This is a genomic window from Micromonospora sp. KLBMP9576 (genome assembly GCF_050941805.1).
Taxonomy (GTDB): domain Bacteria; phylum Actinomycetota; class Actinomycetes; order Mycobacteriales; family Micromonosporaceae; genus Micromonospora.
The window spans coordinates 3,155,298-3,172,817 of the sequence record NZ_CP194567.1 but is presented as its reverse complement, the minus strand read 5'-3'; the positions used below and the strand labels follow the sequence as shown (position 1 = coordinate 3,172,817).

Below are 17,520 nucleotides of genomic sequence, written 5' to 3'. Positions count from 1 at the left end.
GCTAGGGCGGGTCGGCCTTGAGCCGGAGCACGTCCTCCTGGTCCTCGCTGACCCCGCCCCGATACAACAGCTGGCCCAACGCCAGCCAAATCTGCCGTTCCTCGGCCAGCGCCGCCGGTAGACGGACGCCGTACGAGACCAGCAGGGTCCGTCGTGAAATGTCGAAGGCTGACCGAACCAGCTCGCAGTACCGGATGGCGGCGGAAACCGACCACAGATACAGCAGCCGGGCGAGCAGAAACAGGCCAGCGGTGAGCAGCAGCGTACGCGCGAACCCCAGATCGGCGATGCCGGCGAGTGCGATGATCAGCACCGACAGCGCACCCGAGAAAGTCGCCGAAACCAGGCTCAGGTCGATGGTCGACCTGGCCCCGACGAGCTCGGCCCGCAGCGGCTCGGGAAGCAGCGGGTAGAGCCGGGGCCAGAAGAACACGGCATCCATGCCGTACCGATCCTCCGGATACGCCTCGGCCGCCCGGAACACGTTGCCGAGACGGGTCGGTCTGATGTCCTCCCCATTCGGCGGATAGCGTGGATAGGTGACTCGGTAGCCGCCTTGCTCCGACAACAGTTCCCGCCGACGCAGCTGGCGCCCGCAGGCCCAGTCCTGAGCCCGGCCAGACGATCCCCAATAGCCCTCGTAGAGCCGGGTCAGCGGCAATAACGAGAACTGCAGCAGCAACGCAGCGATGAGCAACGCGACCGCTGCGGCGAGGCCCAACAACCCGGCCTGCAGCCCGTCGAGCTGTTTGGCCCATTCCTGGGTCCGTGACCACCCGACGGCCCGGGCGATCAGGGCAAACACGGACCCGACGAACACCAGCGTCGGGACCAGCAGGGACACGGTGTCACGGAGCGTGAGCCACCCGGAGGCCCGGGTCATCGCCGCACTCAGCATCCGGTCACCAGACAAAATGGTGGTCGGCGAACCCGTCGGGGTTTGAGCATTGAACGGCTGCGTGAGGCCGGGCCTCGAAGTCACGGCGTGCGCTGCAACGGGCTTTGTCTCGGAAGCCGCAACGCCGGCGCAGGAGCGGGATACGCACGTCGCCCGGGAGCCCGACATCCACGCTGCCACGAGCTTGTCGGTGCGGCCAGACGTCGGCCAGGTCCTCGTCGGCCCAGACGCCTACGATCTTGTCACCGGCGCGCACCACCACCGTGGGTGGCCATCGAGCCTCGTCGAACGCCTGACTGTTCAGTGCCGCGGCCACCGGCCAGGCCGCGTCGACGACGATGATGTCGCGCTCCGCCACCGGGCCGCCAGTGCAGTCCATCGCGGCCGGCACAGCGGCTATGACCTTCGTGCCGCCCTCGTCGACCGTGACGATCCAATCGTCGCGGACCTCGAACGGCCGCTGACCAGGAAGGGCCACGGCCGCCGGCCTGATCTCCATCTCACCGACAAGGCTGACATGCGGTCGTGCCATGCGGCCATCCTCCCGCATGTCCCCACGAGTGCGCCACCATGGCGGGAGGCGTGACACTATCGCCTCGTTGCCCACGGCAACCGCTCGGCTTCGCCCCAGCACCCCGGCGCACCAATTACGGCCGCAGGAGGGGGAGGGCAGCACTACGTGGAGCAGAACCGGGTCCACCGAGGACCGCATTCGTCACCTGCGGCGGGAGTGACCGATGGACTGGACTTGGACGAGATCACCCAGGCCCAGACCGGCCCGGCTCGGTGTGGGAGGACTCGAGAGCGGCTGGAGTTATTGAGAACGGCTCGAGATGACTGAGAACTGACGGGTTGCCCGTGCGGCCGCTGGCCCGCACGCGCCAGCGGCCCTGGTTCGATAATGCACATTATGTAAAGTAACGCAGGACGGGGCCCTCCCTCGGCCGAGGTCGGACGAACACCAACTCGGCGGGACGCGCGCACACCACGGGGACATCGGCGCGAGGGCTCCATGATCGGACGAATGCCCGCACATGCGGGCGAACGCTGGCGACAAGGCACGGCCGGGCCTGCCGGACGGCCGCCACGAAGCCACCGGGCGGCTCAGGAAGACCTGCCACCGTCGACGCCGGCCCGAACAGCCCGCCTCGTCGACGATCGCCGGCGCAGACCTGCACCGACCCGAACACCCCCGGTCACGCTCGTCGGAGCCGCGACACGGGCGTCCGCGAAACCGGTCCCGGCCAGCCCGCACCTCCCGACGGGTTCGACGGCTCCCCGCGCCCGCGCGCCGCGACGGGCGTCGGTGGCCACCGCCGTCCGCCCCGACCCTCCGCCGGTGAGCGTCGTTGCCGGATTCGCGGCGCCACGCTCGCCGCCTACCGCACCAGGTGCCCCTCTCCCCGCCCTTGCCGACTAACCCGAAAGTCATGCATAATATCCCTTATGCATGACAAACAGGACGAATCGGTACTGCGGCTGATCGAGGAGTTCCTGACGGCCCGCGCCACCCGCAAGCCCTCCCCCCACACCCTGGCGGCGTACCGGCGGGACCTGCGTGCCGTCGCCGCCCTGGCGGCCGAGGAGACCAACCCTCCCCTCCCCCTCGACGAGCTGCCCGTCGCCGCCCTCACCGCCCGCGTCATGCGCGCCGCGTTCGCCCGGTTCGCCGCTCCCCGCGCGGCGGCGTCGGTGCACCGGGCCTGGTCCACCTGGAACAGCTTCTTCTCCTTCCTCGTCGCCGACGCGGTGGTCGCCGGCAACCCGATGCCGGCGGTCGGTCGTCCCCGGGCGCCACTCCCCCAGCCGAAGCCGCTGCGCGGCGCGGACACCCCCGAGCGGCTGCTCGCCTCGGTGGCCCGGCAGGAGGGCCGCCAGCACGACCCGTGGCCGGAGCGCGACCTGGCGGTGTTGGCGCTGGCGCTCTGCGCGGGGCTGCGGCTGTCGGAGCTGCTGGCCCTGCGGGTGGGTTCGCTGACGGGTCGTGCCGGCGAACGGCGGGTCGACGTCGCCGGCAAGGGCGGCCGGCCGCGGGTGGTGCCGATCGAGCCGGATCTGGATCGAGTGCTGGTGGCATACCTGGACAGCCGGGTCCGCCGGTTCGGGTCGCGGACGGTGCGCGCGGACGCCCCGCTGCTGGTGGACCGCCGGGGTGAGTCGCTGCGCCGGGGCGGGCTGCAGTATCTGGTGGAGTCCTGCTACCGGCGGGCGGGCATCACCGACCGGGTGCCGCGCGGGGCGCGGTTGCACGCGTTGCGGCACACCTTCGCGACGCGGCTGGCGGAGGACGGGGCGAGCGCGGCGGAGATCATGCGGTTGCTGGGGCACGCGTCGTTGGCGTCGTCGCAGACGTACATCGAGGTGACGGCCGGGCAGCAGCGTGAGGCGGTGCGGTCCAACCGCACGAATCGCGCGTTGGCGGCGTTGGCGGCACCGCCGCCGGGCGTACGGGCGTGAGCGTCGCCCGCTGCGGTGTGGTGGCGGAGCAGGCTCTGCCGGCGCGCATCAGGTCGAGGCGGTCCGGGGCAGCGGGCGATGCGGCCCCCCGCACGTGGCCGCTTCGGGGAGTCGGGCTGCCGGCTCACTGGTAGGCCCGCCCGACTGGCAGCGCCGCCTCGAATCACGACCTGGCCGATCGGCGCTGGGACGACGACCGGCGGGCCTCCTTGTCCCACATCACTGCTGCGACTCTGGTCCTGCACGGCAGCGATGACCCGCTGTTCCCTCAAGCCCACGGCGAAGCCCTCGCGGCGCAGATCCCGGCGGCGCATCTGGAGATCGTGCCTGGAATGGGCCATCACCCGTTCTTCTCGCCAGGGCTCACCGATCGGATCGCCGGCTCGATAATCCGCCATACGATCTGATTCCAAGCCGCCCGCAGTCGGGCCACAGGCGGCTGGTCATGTCGGGCTTGACTTCGCCGTACGGGCGACGTGGGTCCAGAACAGCGGGGGTGAGGCCGCACCGGTCGGCGTCGTGAGCCGGTCGAGGGCGGGCGGGCTCCGGCTGCGGCAGGTGGTAAACCCGGTGCCGCGACGGGCGCGGTACCGCGATCATGGGACCGGCCACGAACCGCGACCAGTGAGGAACCACCCCGCCGTGCCCGCACCCGCCGCGGTCGAGCCGCTCGGTGTAACACCTGCCGTGTCCCCTCGCACCACCGATTGGAAGAGTGATCCCCCATGTCCCGTAGCCGCGCCCACATCGCGATGGTCGGCGTCCCCGCCGTCAGCCACGTCCTGCCGAGCATCGAGATCATCCGCGAGCTGGTGGCACGCGGGCACCGGGTGACCTACGCCAACGACCCGGCGGTGACCGACCTGATCACCGGCACCGGCGCCGAACTCGTCCCCTTTGCCTCCGGGCTGCCGGTCGCCGACAACGACTGGCCCGACGACCCCATCGCCGCGATGGGCCTCTTCCTCGACGACGCCATCCACGCGCTGCCCCGGTTGCGCGCCACCTACGACCACGACCCGGCGGACCTCTACCTCTACGACATCGGCGCCTACGCCGCGCGGGCCCTCGCCGAATCGCAGGGTCGGCCCGTGCTGCAACTCTCCCCCACGATGGTGGCCTGGGACGGCTACCACCAGGACGTCGCGGCGCAACTGTGGCAGCTACCGGGCGCCGACGCACCCACGCCGGCATGGGCGGCAGCAGCGAGGGACTCTTCGCCGGCGTGCCGATGATCGCCGTACCGCAGGCCGTCGACCAGTTCATGAACGCCGACCGGCTCGTGGAACTGGGCGTGGCCCGCCGCGTCGACACCCCGCACGCCACCGCCGAGACCCTGCGGGCGGCCCTCGTCGACCTGGTTGGCGACGCGGAGGTCGCCCGTACCTCGGCGCTGCTGCGCGCCGAGGTACGCACCGAGGGCGGCACGTCCCGCGCCGCCGACCTCATCGAGGAGTTGGTCTGAGGGTAGTCGCGCCACGACCACCCTCAGGTGTGCGCGTGCTTGAAGGCCTGGCAGAAGTCCTGTCGGGTCACCCTCCCGTTGCCGCCTCCGCCCACCGAGTAGCCCCGGGTCGACAGGGCCTGGATCGGATCCAGCACCTCGTGCATGAAGTGTCGGGTCCAGTCGCTGGTGTTCTGCCCCTCGTACCCGGACAGCGGCACCAGGACGGCCAGGCTTCCACCGGGGCACTTCAGGGCGCCCCAGACGACGCGGTACAGGCCCACCCGGCTCGTGATCAGGCCACTGGCGCCCACCTCGTGGTCCTCCTGGAGGCGGGGTGCCGCTCGGACGATGTCGCCGACGATCTGCTCGAGGTCGCCGGAGCCCTGCACGGTGATCACGAGCCCCACCGCGTCGACGAGGCGGTAGAGGGTTTCCACCGCGGTGCCTCGGGCACCGGGAGTCATCTCGAGTGCGAACATGCGCTACCTCCGCTGGTCGGTCCGGGAATCGTGCTGGTGCTGCCCGGGAACGCCCCGGTCCCGGGCAGCCGGCCCCGTCGTCGTGCCCGGGTACGGGGCGCGGTTCAGCAGCGGCATCAGCGACACCACGCCCCGGCGGATGGGCAGCGCCCGGACGTCCGCGATGGCGATCATCTCCTCGGCGCGGGTCACGACGTCGACGAGCGTGGGCGGCCAGCCGCAGTCGATCCACGGTGGCGCGTCGCAGGGCGCCTCGTCGGCGGCCGACGACAACGCCCATGGTCCGGCCGGTGCGGCGGCGAGCGTCATCGGCGGCAGGGGCTCGACGTAGAGGGCGTCCCGGTCGGTGGCCGTCGAGGGCGGCGACGCCGGCACGCCACGGCGCAGGGTGCCGGCAATCCGCAGCGACTCCAGCAGCTCGGCGAACTGGCGTTGCCGGCCACTGCGGCGGGCCGATTCCAGGACCCCGTCATGGGCGTGGTCGAGGGCCGCGCGCCAGCCGGCCCGCTCGCTGACGTGCGCGAGTCGCCACGACATCGACTGCATCGCGGCCCACGCGGCGGCCAGCAGGTCGAACCGCTGGGCGCTGTCGTCCGGGTAGGTCAGTCCCTCGTTGAACGAGGCCTGTGCGTACGCCAACCACTGCCCAGTCCGCAGGTACTGCTCCTGCGCCCGTCGGAAGTTCGCGCGCGCCTCGGCCGCGTCGCCCTGGCGGCGGGCGATCGTCCCCAGGCCCAGCCGGGCGTCGGCCGCCTCGTGCTGGTGGCCGGTGGCGTCGAAGTGGGCCAGCGCCTCGGCGTACCTGAGCTGCGCCTCCGGCAGGTCGCCGGCGCGAGCTGCGACCAGGCCCAGGTTGTGGTTGGTGCGCGCCGCGCGCTCCGCCGAGGGTTCGCCGGCCTGCCAGTGCCGCAGGGCGGCCAGCAGATGTCCGCGGGCGCCGTCGAAGTCGCGCAGCCCCGCCCGCGCCAGCCCCATGTTCTGGTCGAGTTCGGCCAGCTTGCGTCCCAGTTCGACGCCGTCGCACGTCTCCCGGTAGAGGTCGCCCGCCGCGACGAGACGTGCGAGCGCGACGTCGGGACGGCCAAGTTCGGTCAGGACGGCACCCAGGTTCACCAGCGTGTCCGCGGCGTGGCGACGGAATCCGCCACTGAGCAGGGCCTGCGCGGCAGCCTGGTACTGCGCCGCGGCGACATCGAGTTCGCCACGCTGGAACGCGACGTTGCCCAGGTTCTGCTCGACTACGGCCACCTGCCGGTCCAGACCCAGGTCCCGGTACAGCGGCAGCGCCGCGCGGTAGCGCTCGGCGGCCTCGTCGAGCTCACCCAGGAAGTAGGCGGTGTTGCCGACGTTCGTCGTGGCGTCGGCGACACCCTTGCGGTCGGTGCAGGCGCCGAAGGCGTCGAGGGCGACGAGATAGTGCGCCCGGGCCGCGGACCAGTCGGCGTGTCCGAACGCCCGGGTGCCGGCCGCCATGCTGGTCTTCGCCGTCTCGGCCGGGTCACCGGCCGGCAGGGCCCGGGGGGCGTAGGCCGGCAGGGCCCGGGGGGCGTCGGGCCGACCTGTCCTGCTCGTGGGCGGCGGCGCCGGCCGGTCCAGCCCCGGGATCGTTCGGGTCGCGGCGTCCGGGATGTCGTAGGTCACCAGTGCCGACCACACCAGCGGGGCGTGCCGGCGACGTTCGGTGTCACTGCCCGCGCTGCGCCAGCACCGCAGCCGGTCACGCTGCCACGCGCCGACGGCCCGGACGGGGTCGATCGTGTCCAGCGCCGCGTCGACGGCCAGCGCCAGCCCGGTCGTGGCCGAACCGATCTGCCCCCCGCGTGACACCAGGCGTTCCGAGCCGTCGCTCGGCAGACTCCAACGGGTGGCGATCACCGTGCGGGCACCGGCGTTCAACGCCGCCAGGGTGAGGCCGACCTGCTCGGCGTACCCGGAGTCGTCCGACTGGCAGGCGATGAAGCCCACCCGCCGCGGGGCAGGCCACCGCGACGGCTCCCGGAGCCACCGCCCGGCGGTGAGCCGCGACTCCCCCGTCGCCACGTCGGGGGCGAACTCGAGGCCCGCCGTGGTCGGCATCGTCGCATCCGCCGCCGCGGCGTGGCCCACGAACACCAGTCGCGACCACGTCTGCGAGCGCAGGGTCACGGCCAGTTCGGCGGCCGAGCAGCCCGCCGCCGCGTCGGCGCCGAGCAGCGCGTCGCCGTCGCCGGTGCGCTCGCGCCACTGCGCGGGCACCCCGTCGGGATAGATGCGGCCGACGCCGGCCGCGGTGGGGTCGACGACCCGCAGCGCCCGGCCACCGCCGGTCCAGGCCGCCGCCGGCGCGGCCAGGTTGACCAGCAGGCCCGGGCTGATCCCACCGAGGACGCTCGCGTGTTCGACCAGGCGTACGTCGTGCTCGTCGTCGATGACGAGCAGCTCCCACGGTACGGTCGCAAGCCCCGGGCCGGGCGCGACGACGACGCTCGTGTGTTCCGCGTCCGCCGTCCTGATCCGCTCTCGCAGCTCGCGGGGCAGCAGGATGGTGCCCAGTTCACGGCAGAGCGCGAGGTTCTCGGCGGGGGTCACCATCGCGCCGGTCCACGAGCGCCGCGCGGCCGAGTTGAGCAGCGCGACCCGTTCGCCGAGAAGCTCTATCCGGCTCGCGATGACCGACGCCGTCGACGTGGGGTCGGCGTCGGTCGGTACGGCCTGCCGGATGCGGCTGTCGATCCCGGCCAGAGCCGCCCGCTCCTCGGCGAGCAGGCCGGGTAGCGCGGCCTGCAACGCGGCCAGGGGCCGGGCCAGCCGCTCGGCGGGAATCGAACCCACCGCCAGCGGACCGGGTTCGGCCACGAGGCGCATGTCCGAGCCGAGCCACCAGTGCACGTGCTCGGCGGTCCGCCAGAAGCCGAGCCACCATACCTGGGCCGGCACGGGGTGACTCTTCACGGGCTCCTTCCCGGTGCGGCGGTCTGCCAGCATGTGCGCATGACGCAACTGATCGTGTCGCTGGACGACGGTTCCTCTCTCCTGCTCGACGGGCTCGTCGAGGAGGAACTGTCGGCGGCGGCGCACACCCTCGACGTCGGTGACTTCCTGCGGGAAGCCGTCCTGGCGGGCGTCACCGGGAACTTCAGCTATGACGTGCTGAAGGCCGTGGCGACCCAGCTGCGCGCCCGCGGTTTCCTGCTGCGGCGGCCCGCGCCGACGGCAGCCGGCATCGCGTCGACGATCACCGCTCATCTGAGTTCGACCGGGTACCGCACCATCGAGATCACGCAGGTGGCGCAGCTCGTGGACAGGTCATGGTCGGCGGAGGGTACCGCCGACCAGCGCCCGTTCGATGTGCGTACCGACCCGGAGGGGCAGGTCATGCAGGTCAGGGTGCGGTGATCGGCTGACTCAGCCGTTGCCGCAGTGCGGGCACTTGTTCACCCGATCGGACTTCGGCTGCCCGCAGTAGGCGCACTCCACCGTTTCCGCGATCATCGATGTTCCCTTCCGACGTCGATCGGCCCCAGGTCACCGCTTCGGCACCGTACGTTACCCGCTTTCGACGCGCCCATCACCGATCGAAAGGGCGACCGGAGCGTCCCCATCGGTCGGTGCCGGGCGACCGACGGCCCGTGTCCACCGTCGACCGGCTCCGCTCGATCGTGGACGGTGGCCGCCGCCGTCGTGGCCCGTGGGGCCGATCTCAGGACGGGTCCCGCCGGGACCGGTGGTTGGCGTGCTTGCGGGCCGCGAAGTCGTACGCCTCGGCGAGCAGCCGCCGCACCACGTCCACGCTCGCCTCGCCGGGGTTCACCACGCACACCCAGTGCTGCGGGGCGTAGACCGGGTGCGGCAGCACGGTGTCCGTGACCGCGTGGTCGACGGCACTGTCCGGCCCCCGCCGGGGTGCGAACAGCGCCCGGTAGGTCGCGCGGGTCAGGCCGATGTTGAGCCGCCACGCGCCCGTGCGGTCCAGCGCGGAGGCGTCGTCGTAGCGGTCGCCGGTCACGATCGTCGCGAACGGCAACTGCCGCTCGGCGGGCAGGTCCCGCCCCGGGTCGTAGACGAAGAAGGTGTCGCCGTTCGCCTCGAGGGTGTCGACCCCGTCGAAGCTCTCGCAGACGTACCGCTTCAGATCCGCTATCTCCATGCCTCAATTTTTTCATTGAAATGGTTGTTGAGGCTTCTGGTCGATTTGCGCTGTTCCTGGCCGGGAAAGCCTCAAATCCGGGCGCAACCCGGCGGGTGCCGGACGCGGCCCTGACCGGACCCGCGTCGGGCTGAGCTGCCGGCCCACGACGGCTGAACCCGGCCGCCGGCCGGGACGGGCCGCCCCGGTGGCACGGCTTACGCCCGCGACCGGGGCCGGCCGGCCGCCGGATCCGGTCGCGGGCGCTGCCGCCTGCCGTTACCGGGTGCCGTCGAGCACGGGAATGAGCTGCTCCTCCTCGTACGTCAGGTGGTCCTCCAGTTCCGTGGTGAGGCGCTCCACCTCCCGGCGGGCCTCGGCGGGGTCGGCGTCGGGGTCGCCGACGACCTGCTGGAGACGGTCGACGAGCGCCGCGATACGGCGGTGCTCGTCGCGCAGCCGGTCCAGGGTCGCGGCGAGGTCCGGGCGTTGCCCGTCGAGCGCGGCGAACATGCCGTCGTCCTCGTTGCGGTGGTGGTGGTGCAGGCCGTGGCAGAAGGTCAGGCAGTTCACCCGCAGCTGCGCGCCCAGGCCGGTGCCGGAGCGGGCGACCTCGGCGCGGATCAGCGCCAGTTCCCGGCGGAACGCGTCGTGGACCAGCTTGAGCGCCGCTCCCCAGGACGCGGCCTCGGGTGGCCCGCCCGCCACCTGGTGCAACGCCACCACGGGAATCACCCGCGTCGTCTTCTCCTGGTACGCGGCCCATCCCGGGTCGGCCTGCACGGCCCGGGCGAAGATCGTGTCGCGTTCGGCGCCGGTCAGCACCTGCGCGCGGGCCCGGTAGGTGAAGACCCCGTCCTCGACGGTGGCGTGTGGATCGGCGAGCAGGTTGTGGTACCAGTGTGGGTGTTTCGGGGCGCCGCCGGCCGAGGCGATGACGAGGATGCGTTCGCCGTCGGGCAGATAGCCGACCGGGGTGGTGTGGGGGGACCCGGAGCGGGCGCCGGTGGTGGTGAGCAGGATCAGCCGGGCACCGGCGAAGGGCCCACCGACCCGCCCGGAGTTGGCGCGGAACTCGTCGATGATCTGCTGGTTGAAGTCGTTGGGCAAGGCTCTGCTCTCTGCTCGGGCAGGAGGATGCGGCCACGGTGGATCGCCCGCCCGGCGACCGGTGGCGGCGAGGACGCGGATACGCCGGCGCGCGGCCGGCGTGGACGGTGGGTTGGAGCGCGCTGTGGTGGGACGGGGTGTCGAACACCCGCGGGGGCGCAGCGTCGGCGGCGCACGGGCCCGCCCCCGGCTCACCTGTCGGCCGGGTGCCCTGTCCGCTCGTGGCCCATGGCCGACCCGGCAGTCACGGATCTGACCCTAGTGCTGGCGGCCCCGGCCGGCAAGCACGTGCGGTCGGCGGGCGACCGACGACGGCTTCCTGCTCGCGGCTATCCCGCCGTGCGGCGGCGCCAGGGCACCCGCCAGCCGCGCCGGCGTGGCGGGGCCGCGGGCTGCTGCGGCGCCGGGGGTGCGGCGGCGCGGCGCTCCCGCTCGGCTCGCCAGCCGGCGAGCACGTCGTCGGTGTTGACGGGTCGCACCGAGACCCGGGGGCCGGTGGGCGTACGCAGCCACGACACGATCTGGGTGTTGAGATCGGCGACGAAGGCGCGCACGGACTCCTCCGTCGGCAGGTCACGCACCTCGTCGGGTAGCTGCTCGATGCGGCGGCGTAGCTGCAGCGGCGTCGGCAGCAGCAGATCGGTGGGCAGCTTCTCCCGCTCCAGGAAACTCTTGATCCACCACGACTCGTCGTACGGTTGGCCGCGGCCGGGAAGGGGCTTTCCCATGCCGGGCAGGTCGTCGAACTCGCCCTGCTCCTGCGCGGCGCGGATGCGCGCCTCGACGCTGGCTTCCCAACTGTCCACCTGCCGGCACCTCCCCCGGCCCCACGGTAGCGCGAGCAGTCCGGGCAGCCGGCGCCGTCGGCCGGGCGTCAGGCCCAGCGGGCGTGGCGGTGCCCGTCGCGGGGAAACGGCGGCCGGGCCGCCAGCACCTCCTGGAAGGGGTAGCCGGCCTTCTCCGCGACCCGGCAGGACGCCGGGTTGTCGACCTGGTGCATCAGGTCCAGCCACCGCAGGGCGGCGAACCTGGCGAACGCCCAGTCGGTGACGGTCGCCAGGGCGTGCCCGGCCACCCCCCTGCCTCGGGCGGGCGCGGCGGTCCAGTAGCCGACCTCGGCATGGTCACCGTCGGCGGTGACGTTCTTGAGGATCACCTGCGCCACCAGGGTCTCGCCGCCCGGCGACGGTTCCAGCACGGCGAAGCTGAACCGGCGGCCGTCGGCCCAGTCCCGGCTGGCCGCGGCCAGGAACCGGTGCGCCTCGGCGGTCGTGGTCACCGGCGCGCGCGTCCAGCGCCGCAGCACGGGATCGTGGTATGCGGCGATCAGTGCGTCGGCGTCGGCGTCGCGCCAGGGCCGCAGCAGCAGTTCCGGCAGGAGCGGGGTGGCGGGGGCGTGCAACATCGGGCCAGTGTGCCCGTGGCCGGCCCGGCGGTGGGGGCCGGCGGACCGCTCGGGCGGCACGCCGAAACAGGGCCAACGGCCCGGCGGCGCGCGGCGTAGGGTCGCGGTGAGTCGGGCGAGACGGGGGACACCATGGTCGGTACGGGTGCGCTGGTGGGTATCGCGCTGGTGGCGCTGGGAATGGTGCTGACCCCCGGCCCGAACATGGTCTACCTGGTGTCCCGGTCGGTGACCCAGGGCCGGCGGGCGGGGCTGGTGTCGCTGCTCGGTGTCGCCGCCGGGTTCGGCGTCTACCTGGCCGCCGCCGTCGCCGGCATCGCCACGGTCTTCGTGCTGGTGCCCGCCCTCTACACGGCGGTCAAGCTGGCCGGCGCGGGATACCTGCTCTGGTTGGCCTGGCAGGCGCTGCGCCCGGGCGGGCAGTCGCCGTTCGCGCCGGTGGCGCTGCCGCCGGATCCGACGCGGCGGCTGTTCACCATGGGCCTGGTCACCAACCTGCTGAACCCGAAGATCGCGATCCTCTACGTGTCGCTGCTGCCGCAGTTCATCGACCCGGCGCGCGGGCACGTGGCGGCGCAGAGCCTGCTGCTGGGGCTGACCCAGATCGTGGTGGCGTTGACGGTGAACACGCTGATCGTGTTCGGTGCCGGCGCGCTCGCCGACTTCTTCGCCCGCCGGCCGCTGTGGCTGCGGGTGCAGCGGCTGGTGATGGGCACGGTGCTGGCGGGGCTGGCGGTGCGCATCGCCACCGACCGCTCCCGTGCCGCCGTCGCCCTGCCCTGACCTGACCGGGCGGCACAGCGCGGGCTGACCCGGCGCTCAGAGCGCGTCGGGCTGTCCGAGGGCGGGATGCGCTTCGCCGGGAGCGGCATGCCAGACGGGGCCGTCCGCGCGCAGCGAGGTGCTGATGCGCAGCCGCGACCACTCGTCGAGTTCCGGCGGGTCGGCGGGGTCGAACCAGGCCACCTCGGTGGACTCGTCGTCGTTGACCCGTGGCTCGCCACCCACCGCCCGGCACCGGAACCACACGTTGAGGTATTCGCAGACGTCCCCGTTGGGATAGACGACGGGGTGCGTCGCGACGCCGGCGACCCCCTCGACGCGCACGTGCACGCCGGTCTCCTCGTACACCTCCCGCACGACCGCGTCGGCGGGTTGCTCGCCGGACTCGACGAGGCCGGCCGGCACCGACCAGCGGCCGTTGTCGGCACGCCGGGCCAGCAGCACCCGCCCGGCGTCGTCGCGGACGACTCCGCTGACACCGGGCAGCAGGAGCAGGTCGTGGCCGACGTGGACGCGCAGCTTGGCGACGTACGGGGAGATGCCCACCCGGTCAGGCTAGCCGGCGGCCCCGCGGTGCCGGCGCAGCATCCCGGCGGCCAACGGCGCGGCGTCCAGGTCGCCGGCGGCGATCCGGGTGGCGACGGTACGCCGCACGACCCGGTCGGCCAGCGCCGGCGCGTGCCGGGCGAGGGCCAGCTCCAGGCGCCCGCGTCGGGTGGTGGCCACGTCCCGGGGCGCCCGCCGGGCGGTGGCGGCGCGCAGGATCGCCGCGACGACCCCCTGCACCGGCTCCGGGCGGGACACCCCGTCGAGGGAGAGCCCGGCGTCGACGGTGCTGTCGTGGATCGGCGAGGCGACCATGCTGGGGTAGACGACGCTCACCCCGACGTGGGTGCCCACCTCGTGGCGCAGCGCGTCGGCGTAGGCGACCAGCGCCCGTTTGCTGACCCCGTACGCGGCGGCCAGGGGCAGCGGCAGCAGGGCCATCCGGCTGGCGACGAAGACGACCCGGCCGCGTGCGGCCTCCAGGGCGGGCAGCGCGGCTGCGGTGGTCCGCCAGGCGGCGAGCAGGTTGACTTCCAGCTGCTGGCGCACCACCTCGTCCGGTGGCAGCTCCGCCGGGGCGGGTCCGCCGACGCCGGCGTTGTTGATCAGCAGGTCCAGCCCGTCGAGCCGGTCCACGGCGGCGGCGACCACCGGCGGCACGGCGGCCGGGTCGGTCAGGTCGCAGCCGAGCACCGGCACGCCGTCGATGGTGCCCGGCTGGCGGTCGACGCCGACGACCCGGGCCCCGGCGGCGGTCAACGCGGCGCACAGCTGCCGGCCGAAGGTGCCGCTGGCCCCGGTGACGAGCACCCTGCGCCGCGCCAGCCGGCTCATCGGGTGGCCCCGGCGGCGCGGGCGCGGCGGGTGCCGGCGGCCAGTTCCCGCCCCAGCTCGGCCAGGTACGCGTCGAAGTCCACCCGCATCGCGGGTCGGCGCTGCCCCCACCGGGCGGCGGCGGCGCGCAGCTCGGCCCGGCAGGCGGCGCGCTGCGCCTGCGGCGCGGGCAGGGTGTAGCGGCCGGACAGTTGCGCCGCGACCAGCCTGGCCTGCGCCTCGACCAGCGGGAACGCGGCGCCGGTCGACTGCATCAGCCCCACGAACGCCAGGCCGGGCGCGTCGAGGTGGAACACGTGCCGGTACAGCGGCAGGGTGTCCGCCCCGTCGCCGAGCAGCGCGGGGTCGAGGAACGGAATTTCCACCCGGTAGCCGGTGCACCAGATCACCAGGTCGATCTCGTCGGCGCGGCCGTCGGTGAAGGTGACGCGCGCACCGTCGAAGCCGGCGATGCCGGGGCGGGGCTCGATCTCGCCGTGGGTCAGCCGGGACAGCAACCCGTCCGACAGCGTCGGGTGGTCCTGGAGGAAACCGTGGGTGGGGGCGGGCAGGCCGTAGCGGGTGGGTGTGCCGACGGTCGCGGCGAGCATCCCTTGGGTGACGCGCTGGCGCAGCCGCCACGGCAGCCGTCGGGCCAGCGCGCCGTTGAGGGTGTCGGACGGGCGGCCCAGGAGGTGTTTCGGCACCACCCAGACGCCCCGGCGCAACGACAGCAGGGTGCGTTCGGCCGCGTACGAGGCGTCGACGGCGATGTCCATGGCGGAGTTGCCGCCGCCGACGACCAGGACGCGCCGGCCGGCGAGTTGCTCGGGGCCCCGGTAGTCATGGCTGTGCATCTGCTTCGTGGTGCAGGTGCCCGGGTATTCGGGGGTGGGTGGCTTCGGCACCCGGTTGTGGCCGTTGGCGACCACCACGGCGGCGACGGTGACGTCGGTCGGGCCGTCGGGTCCGTCGGCGTGCACCGTCCACCGGCCGTCGGGTTCGCGCACGACCCGCTCGACGGTGTGCCGCAACCGCACCGCCTCGTGCAGCGCGAAGCGGTCGGCGTAGTCGGTGAGCCAGCCGGCGACCCGGGTGTGGTCGGGGTAGTCGGGCCAGTGCGCCGGCATCGGGTGGTCGGCGAACTGGGTGCGCGCCTTGCTGGTGTTCAGGTGCAGGGTCCGGTACGCGGGCGAGCCGGGCGCCCCGTACACCCAGAGGCCACCGACGGCGTCGGCCGTCTCGAAGCAGACGGCGGGCACCCCGACGTCGGCGAGCGCCTTGAGGGTGGCCAGCCCGGCCGCGCCCGCGCCCACCACCGCCACGGTCGGCTGTGCGCCCATCGCCAACTCCTCCCACTAATCCAACGTGCGTTGGATAATGGCCCCGGCGGCGGTCGTCCGTCAAGGCGTCGCCGGGCCGTACAGGCCGTCGAGGAAGCGGTGCACGAAGGCACGGAACTCCCGCCGCTCGCGCGCCTGCGAACCGCCGCTCGCGGCCAGGGCCACCACGTGACCGTGCACCGCCCACACGAGGCTGCGTACCGTCACGTGCGGCGCCGGCTCGACCAACGCCCCACTCGCCGCGGCGGCGGCCAGCAGATCGGTCACCAGCCGGTAGAGCGGGGCCGCGTACCGCTCGTCGAGTTCGGCGTGCCGTTGCGGCTCCAGCCAGCGGCGCAGCCACAACGAGGTGGTCTCCGGCCGGTCCTCCAGGAAGTCCACGAACACGTCGACCAGCTCGTGCAGCGCACGCCGGGCCTCGGTCGGCCCGCCGTCGAGCGCACCGCGGGCCCGCCCGGCCGCCGCCTGCAGCACCTCCCGCTCGGCGGCGAAGACCCGGGCGAAACAGGCGTCGTAGAGCTGCGCCTTCGTACCCGTGTGGTGCGAGACCGTGGCGACGTCGACGCCGGCCGCCGCCGCGACCTCCCGCAGCCCGACGGCGTCGAAGCCCCGCCGGGCGAACAGCGCGCTCGCCGCGGCGAGCACCACCTCCCGGGTGGGCCGGCTCTGCTCACGACGGGGCCGCCCGGGTCGACGGCGAGGCATGGTCATGGCCGCCATTCTCCCCCTACAATCCAGCATCCGTTGGATTGCGGGCGGCGCGCCCGGAGAGGAAGGCCGCCATGACCGGGCTCCACCACCAGCAGGCCGACACCGACGCCACCACCCTGCCCCGCGGGCCACTGGTCGGCTTCGCCGCCGGTTCCCTCGGCATGGGCGTCTGGGTGACCGTGCCGGGGTTGCTGCTGCTCTACTTCCTCACCGACGTGCTGGCCGTCGCCCCCTGGCTGGCCGGCCTGGCGCTGCTGCTGCCCAAGGTCGCCGACGTGCTGCTGCACCCCTGGGTCGGGCACCGCTGCGACGTCGAGCAGGCCCGCCGGGGCGACCGACGCCGCCTGCTGCTGCTCGGCTGCGCCCTGCCGCTCGCCTTCGCCACTCTCTTCGCCGTGCCCGGAGCGCTCACCGGCGCGCCGGCCGCCGCCTGGGTGGCGCTCGCCTTCGTCGCCGGCAACCTGCTCTTCGCCGCCTACCAGGTGCCCTACCTGGCCACCCCCGCCGACCTGCGGATCGGCTACCACGAGCGGACCCGGCTGATGGCCTTCCGGATGGTGGTGCTGACCCTCGGCATCCTCGTCTCCGGGCTGCTGGCCCCACTGCTGACCGGCGGAGAGAACCCCACCCGGGGCGGCTACCAGCGCATGGGCGTGCTGCTGGCCGTCGGGATGCTGGCCGCCATGCTCATCGGGGTGGCCGGCATCGGCCGGCTGCGCCGGGCCGCCGCCGCGCCGCCCGCACCGCACGTCGGCGGCTGGCGCGGCCTGGCCGAGGCGCTGCGCGACCGGCAGTTCCGTTGGCTGGTCGCCGCGTACCTGGCCATGTCCACCACCACCCACCTGGTCCTCGCCGCGGTGCCCTACTACGCGGAGTACGAGCTGGGTCGCCCCGGCCTGACCACCGTGCTGGTGGCCGCCTTCGTCGCCCCGGCGTTGCTGGTCACCCCGGCCTGGCTGGCGGTGGCCCGCCGCTTCGGCAAGCAGCGCGCGCTGCTGGGCGCGCAGGGCGCCTTCGCGGTCGGCTCGCTGGTTCTCGCCGTCGGCCGCCCGGCGGGACTGCCGGTGCTGGTGGCCGCCGTGGCGGTGCTCGGGGTCGCGTTCGCCGGGATGCAACTGCTGCCGTTCTCGATGGTGCCCGACGTGATCCGTGCCGGCGGCGGCGCCGCCGGCACCTACACCGGGGTCTGGACCGCCACCGAGGCCACCGGCGCGGCGCTGGGCCCGTGGGCGTACTCGCTGTGCCTGGCGGCCGGCGGTTTCGTCGCCTCCACCGCAGGCGACAGCGTCACCCAGCCCGACGGTGCGGTCGACGCGATCCGCTGGGGCTTCGGGCTGCTGCCGGCGGCGGCGATGCTCGTCGCGTTGCTGCTGCAACGCCGCTACACCCTCGACCGGGCGGCCCGCACGGCCGGCTGAGCGGC

General features: G+C 73.6%; 20 protein-coding genes. 7 read left to right on the top strand and 13 right to left on the bottom strand.

What is annotated here, in order from left to right; all coding sequences use genetic code 11:
• Window position 1: 1 nt before the first annotated feature.
• Complete coding sequence (locus ACQ452_RS14190; RefSeq protein WP_433393866.1) at window positions 2–844, bottom strand: hypothetical protein; 843 nt, start codon at window positions 842–844, stop codon at window positions 2–4.
• A gap of 58 nt (window positions 845–902) precedes the next feature.
• Window positions 903–1,430 carry a hypothetical protein gene (locus ACQ452_RS14185; protein ID WP_433393865.1) on the bottom strand — a complete coding sequence of 176 codons (528 nt, stop codon included), beginning with the start codon at window positions 1,428–1,430 and terminating at the stop codon, window positions 903–905.
• Between the two features lie 914 nt (window positions 1,431–2,344).
• Between ACQ452_RS14185 and ACQ452_RS14180 the strand changes: the two genes are divergently transcribed.
• The 4 genes from ACQ452_RS14180 to ACQ452_RS14165 all read left to right on the top strand — a co-directional run bounded on the left by ACQ452_RS14180 (window position 2,345) and on the right by ACQ452_RS14165 (window position 4,820).
• The gene (locus ACQ452_RS14180; RefSeq protein WP_433393863.1) at window positions 2,345–3,355 is read left to right on the top strand and encodes a tyrosine-type recombinase/integrase; all 1,011 of its coding nucleotides are present in this window, start codon (window positions 2,345–2,347) and stop codon (window positions 3,353–3,355) included.
• 209 nt (window positions 3,356–3,564) lie between these two features.
• Window positions 3,565–3,762: an alpha/beta fold hydrolase gene (locus tag ACQ452_RS14175; RefSeq protein ID WP_433393861.1), complete on the top strand. Its 198-nt coding sequence runs from the start codon at window positions 3,565–3,567 to the stop codon at window positions 3,760–3,762.
• A 318-nt stretch (window positions 3,763–4,080) separates the two neighbouring features.
• The gene (locus ACQ452_RS14170) at window positions 4,081–4,590 is read left to right on the top strand and encodes a hypothetical protein (protein WP_433393859.1); all 510 of its coding nucleotides are present in this window, start codon (window positions 4,081–4,083) and stop codon (window positions 4,588–4,590) included.
• Window positions 4,548–4,820, top strand: a complete 273-nt coding sequence (locus ACQ452_RS14165) for a nucleotide disphospho-sugar-binding domain-containing protein (RefSeq protein WP_433393857.1) — start codon at window positions 4,548–4,550, stop codon at window positions 4,818–4,820. Before ACQ452_RS14170 ends, ACQ452_RS14165 begins: the two co-directional genes overlap by 43 nt.
• Before the next feature lie 23 nt (window positions 4,821–4,843).
• Here ACQ452_RS14165 and ACQ452_RS14160 read toward each other — a convergent pair whose 3' ends face one another.
• Together ACQ452_RS14160 and ACQ452_RS14155 are read right to left on the bottom strand one after the other, a co-directional pair.
• On the bottom strand, window positions 4,844–5,281 hold the full coding sequence (locus tag ACQ452_RS14160; RefSeq protein WP_433393855.1) for a hypothetical protein: 438 nt from the start codon (window positions 5,279–5,281) through the stop codon (window positions 4,844–4,846).
• 3 nt (window positions 5,282–5,284) lie between these two features.
• On the bottom strand, window positions 5,285–8,212 hold the full coding sequence (locus tag ACQ452_RS14155) for a CHAT domain-containing tetratricopeptide repeat protein (protein ID WP_433393853.1): 2,928 nt from the start codon (window positions 8,210–8,212) through the stop codon (window positions 5,285–5,287).
• 39 nt (window positions 8,213–8,251) lie between these two features.
• Here ACQ452_RS14155 and ACQ452_RS14150 point away from each other — a divergent pair, with 39 nt between their 5' ends.
• On the top strand, window positions 8,252–8,656 hold the full coding sequence (locus tag ACQ452_RS14150; protein WP_433393851.1) for a hypothetical protein: 405 nt from the start codon (window positions 8,252–8,254) through the stop codon (window positions 8,654–8,656).
• Between the two features lie 9 nt (window positions 8,657–8,665).
• On the opposite strand, the gene ACQ452_RS14145 is transcribed toward ACQ452_RS14150, so the two are convergent.
• The 5 genes from ACQ452_RS14145 to ACQ452_RS14125 all read right to left on the bottom strand — a co-directional run bounded on the left by ACQ452_RS14145 (window position 8,666) and on the right by ACQ452_RS14125 (window position 11,901).
• Entirely contained in the window at window positions 8,666–8,752 is an 87-nt protein-coding gene (locus ACQ452_RS14145) for a zinc ribbon domain-containing protein (RefSeq protein ID WP_433394143.1), read from the bottom strand.
• A 208-nt stretch (window positions 8,753–8,960) separates the two neighbouring features.
• Window positions 8,961–9,407, bottom strand: coding sequence for a DUF6194 family protein (locus tag ACQ452_RS14140; RefSeq protein ID WP_433393849.1), 447 nt, complete (start codon window positions 9,405–9,407; stop codon window positions 8,961–8,963).
• A 258-nt stretch (window positions 9,408–9,665) separates the two neighbouring features.
• Window positions 9,666–10,496, bottom strand: a complete 831-nt coding sequence (locus ACQ452_RS14135; protein ID WP_433393848.1) for a nitroreductase/quinone reductase family protein — start codon at window positions 10,494–10,496, stop codon at window positions 9,666–9,668.
• A 329-nt stretch (window positions 10,497–10,825) separates the two neighbouring features.
• A complete protein-coding gene (locus ACQ452_RS14130; RefSeq protein WP_433393847.1) occupies window positions 10,826–11,302 on the bottom strand; it encodes a DUF1992 domain-containing protein in 477 nt (158 codons plus the stop codon).
• 68 nt (window positions 11,303–11,370) lie between these two features.
• A complete protein-coding gene (locus ACQ452_RS14125) occupies window positions 11,371–11,901 on the bottom strand; it encodes a GNAT family N-acetyltransferase (RefSeq protein WP_433393845.1) in 531 nt (176 codons plus the stop codon).
• Window positions 11,902–12,033: 132 nt separating this feature from the next.
• On the opposite strand from ACQ452_RS14125, the gene ACQ452_RS14120 reads away from it, so the two are divergent.
• The gene (locus ACQ452_RS14120) at window positions 12,034–12,684 is read left to right on the top strand and encodes a LysE family translocator (protein ID WP_433393843.1); all 651 of its coding nucleotides are present in this window, start codon (window positions 12,034–12,036) and stop codon (window positions 12,682–12,684) included.
• Between the two features lie 36 nt (window positions 12,685–12,720).
• Here the strand turns inward: ACQ452_RS14120 and ACQ452_RS14115 are convergent, their stop codons facing one another.
• The 4 genes from ACQ452_RS14115 to ACQ452_RS14100 are packed head-to-tail and all read right to left on the bottom strand — an operon-like array spanning window position 12,721 to window position 16,097.
• The gene (locus ACQ452_RS14115) at window positions 12,721–13,230 is read right to left on the bottom strand and encodes an NUDIX hydrolase (RefSeq protein WP_433393841.1); all 510 of its coding nucleotides are present in this window, start codon (window positions 13,228–13,230) and stop codon (window positions 12,721–12,723) included.
• A 9-nt stretch (window positions 13,231–13,239) separates the two neighbouring features.
• Window positions 13,240–14,064: an SDR family NAD(P)-dependent oxidoreductase gene (locus ACQ452_RS14110; protein WP_433393839.1), complete on the bottom strand. Its 825-nt coding sequence runs from the start codon at window positions 14,062–14,064 to the stop codon at window positions 13,240–13,242.
• Window positions 14,061–15,386: a flavin-containing monooxygenase gene (locus ACQ452_RS14105; protein WP_433393838.1), complete on the bottom strand. Its 1,326-nt coding sequence runs from the start codon at window positions 15,384–15,386 to the stop codon at window positions 14,061–14,063. Before ACQ452_RS14105 ends, ACQ452_RS14110 begins: the two co-directional genes overlap by 4 nt.
• Window positions 15,387–15,446: 60 nt before the next feature.
• Window positions 15,447–16,097: a TetR/AcrR family transcriptional regulator gene (locus ACQ452_RS14100; RefSeq protein ID WP_433393836.1), complete on the bottom strand. Its 651-nt coding sequence runs from the start codon at window positions 16,095–16,097 to the stop codon at window positions 15,447–15,449.
• A 71-nt stretch (window positions 16,098–16,168) separates the two neighbouring features.
• Here ACQ452_RS14100 and ACQ452_RS14095 point away from each other — a divergent pair, with 71 nt between their 5' ends.
• Window positions 16,169–17,515 carry an MFS transporter gene (locus ACQ452_RS14095; RefSeq protein ID WP_433393834.1) on the top strand — a complete coding sequence of 449 codons (1,347 nt, stop codon included), beginning with the start codon at window positions 16,169–16,171 and terminating at the stop codon, window positions 17,513–17,515.
• The last annotated feature ends 5 nt before the right edge of the window (window positions 17,516–17,520 follow it).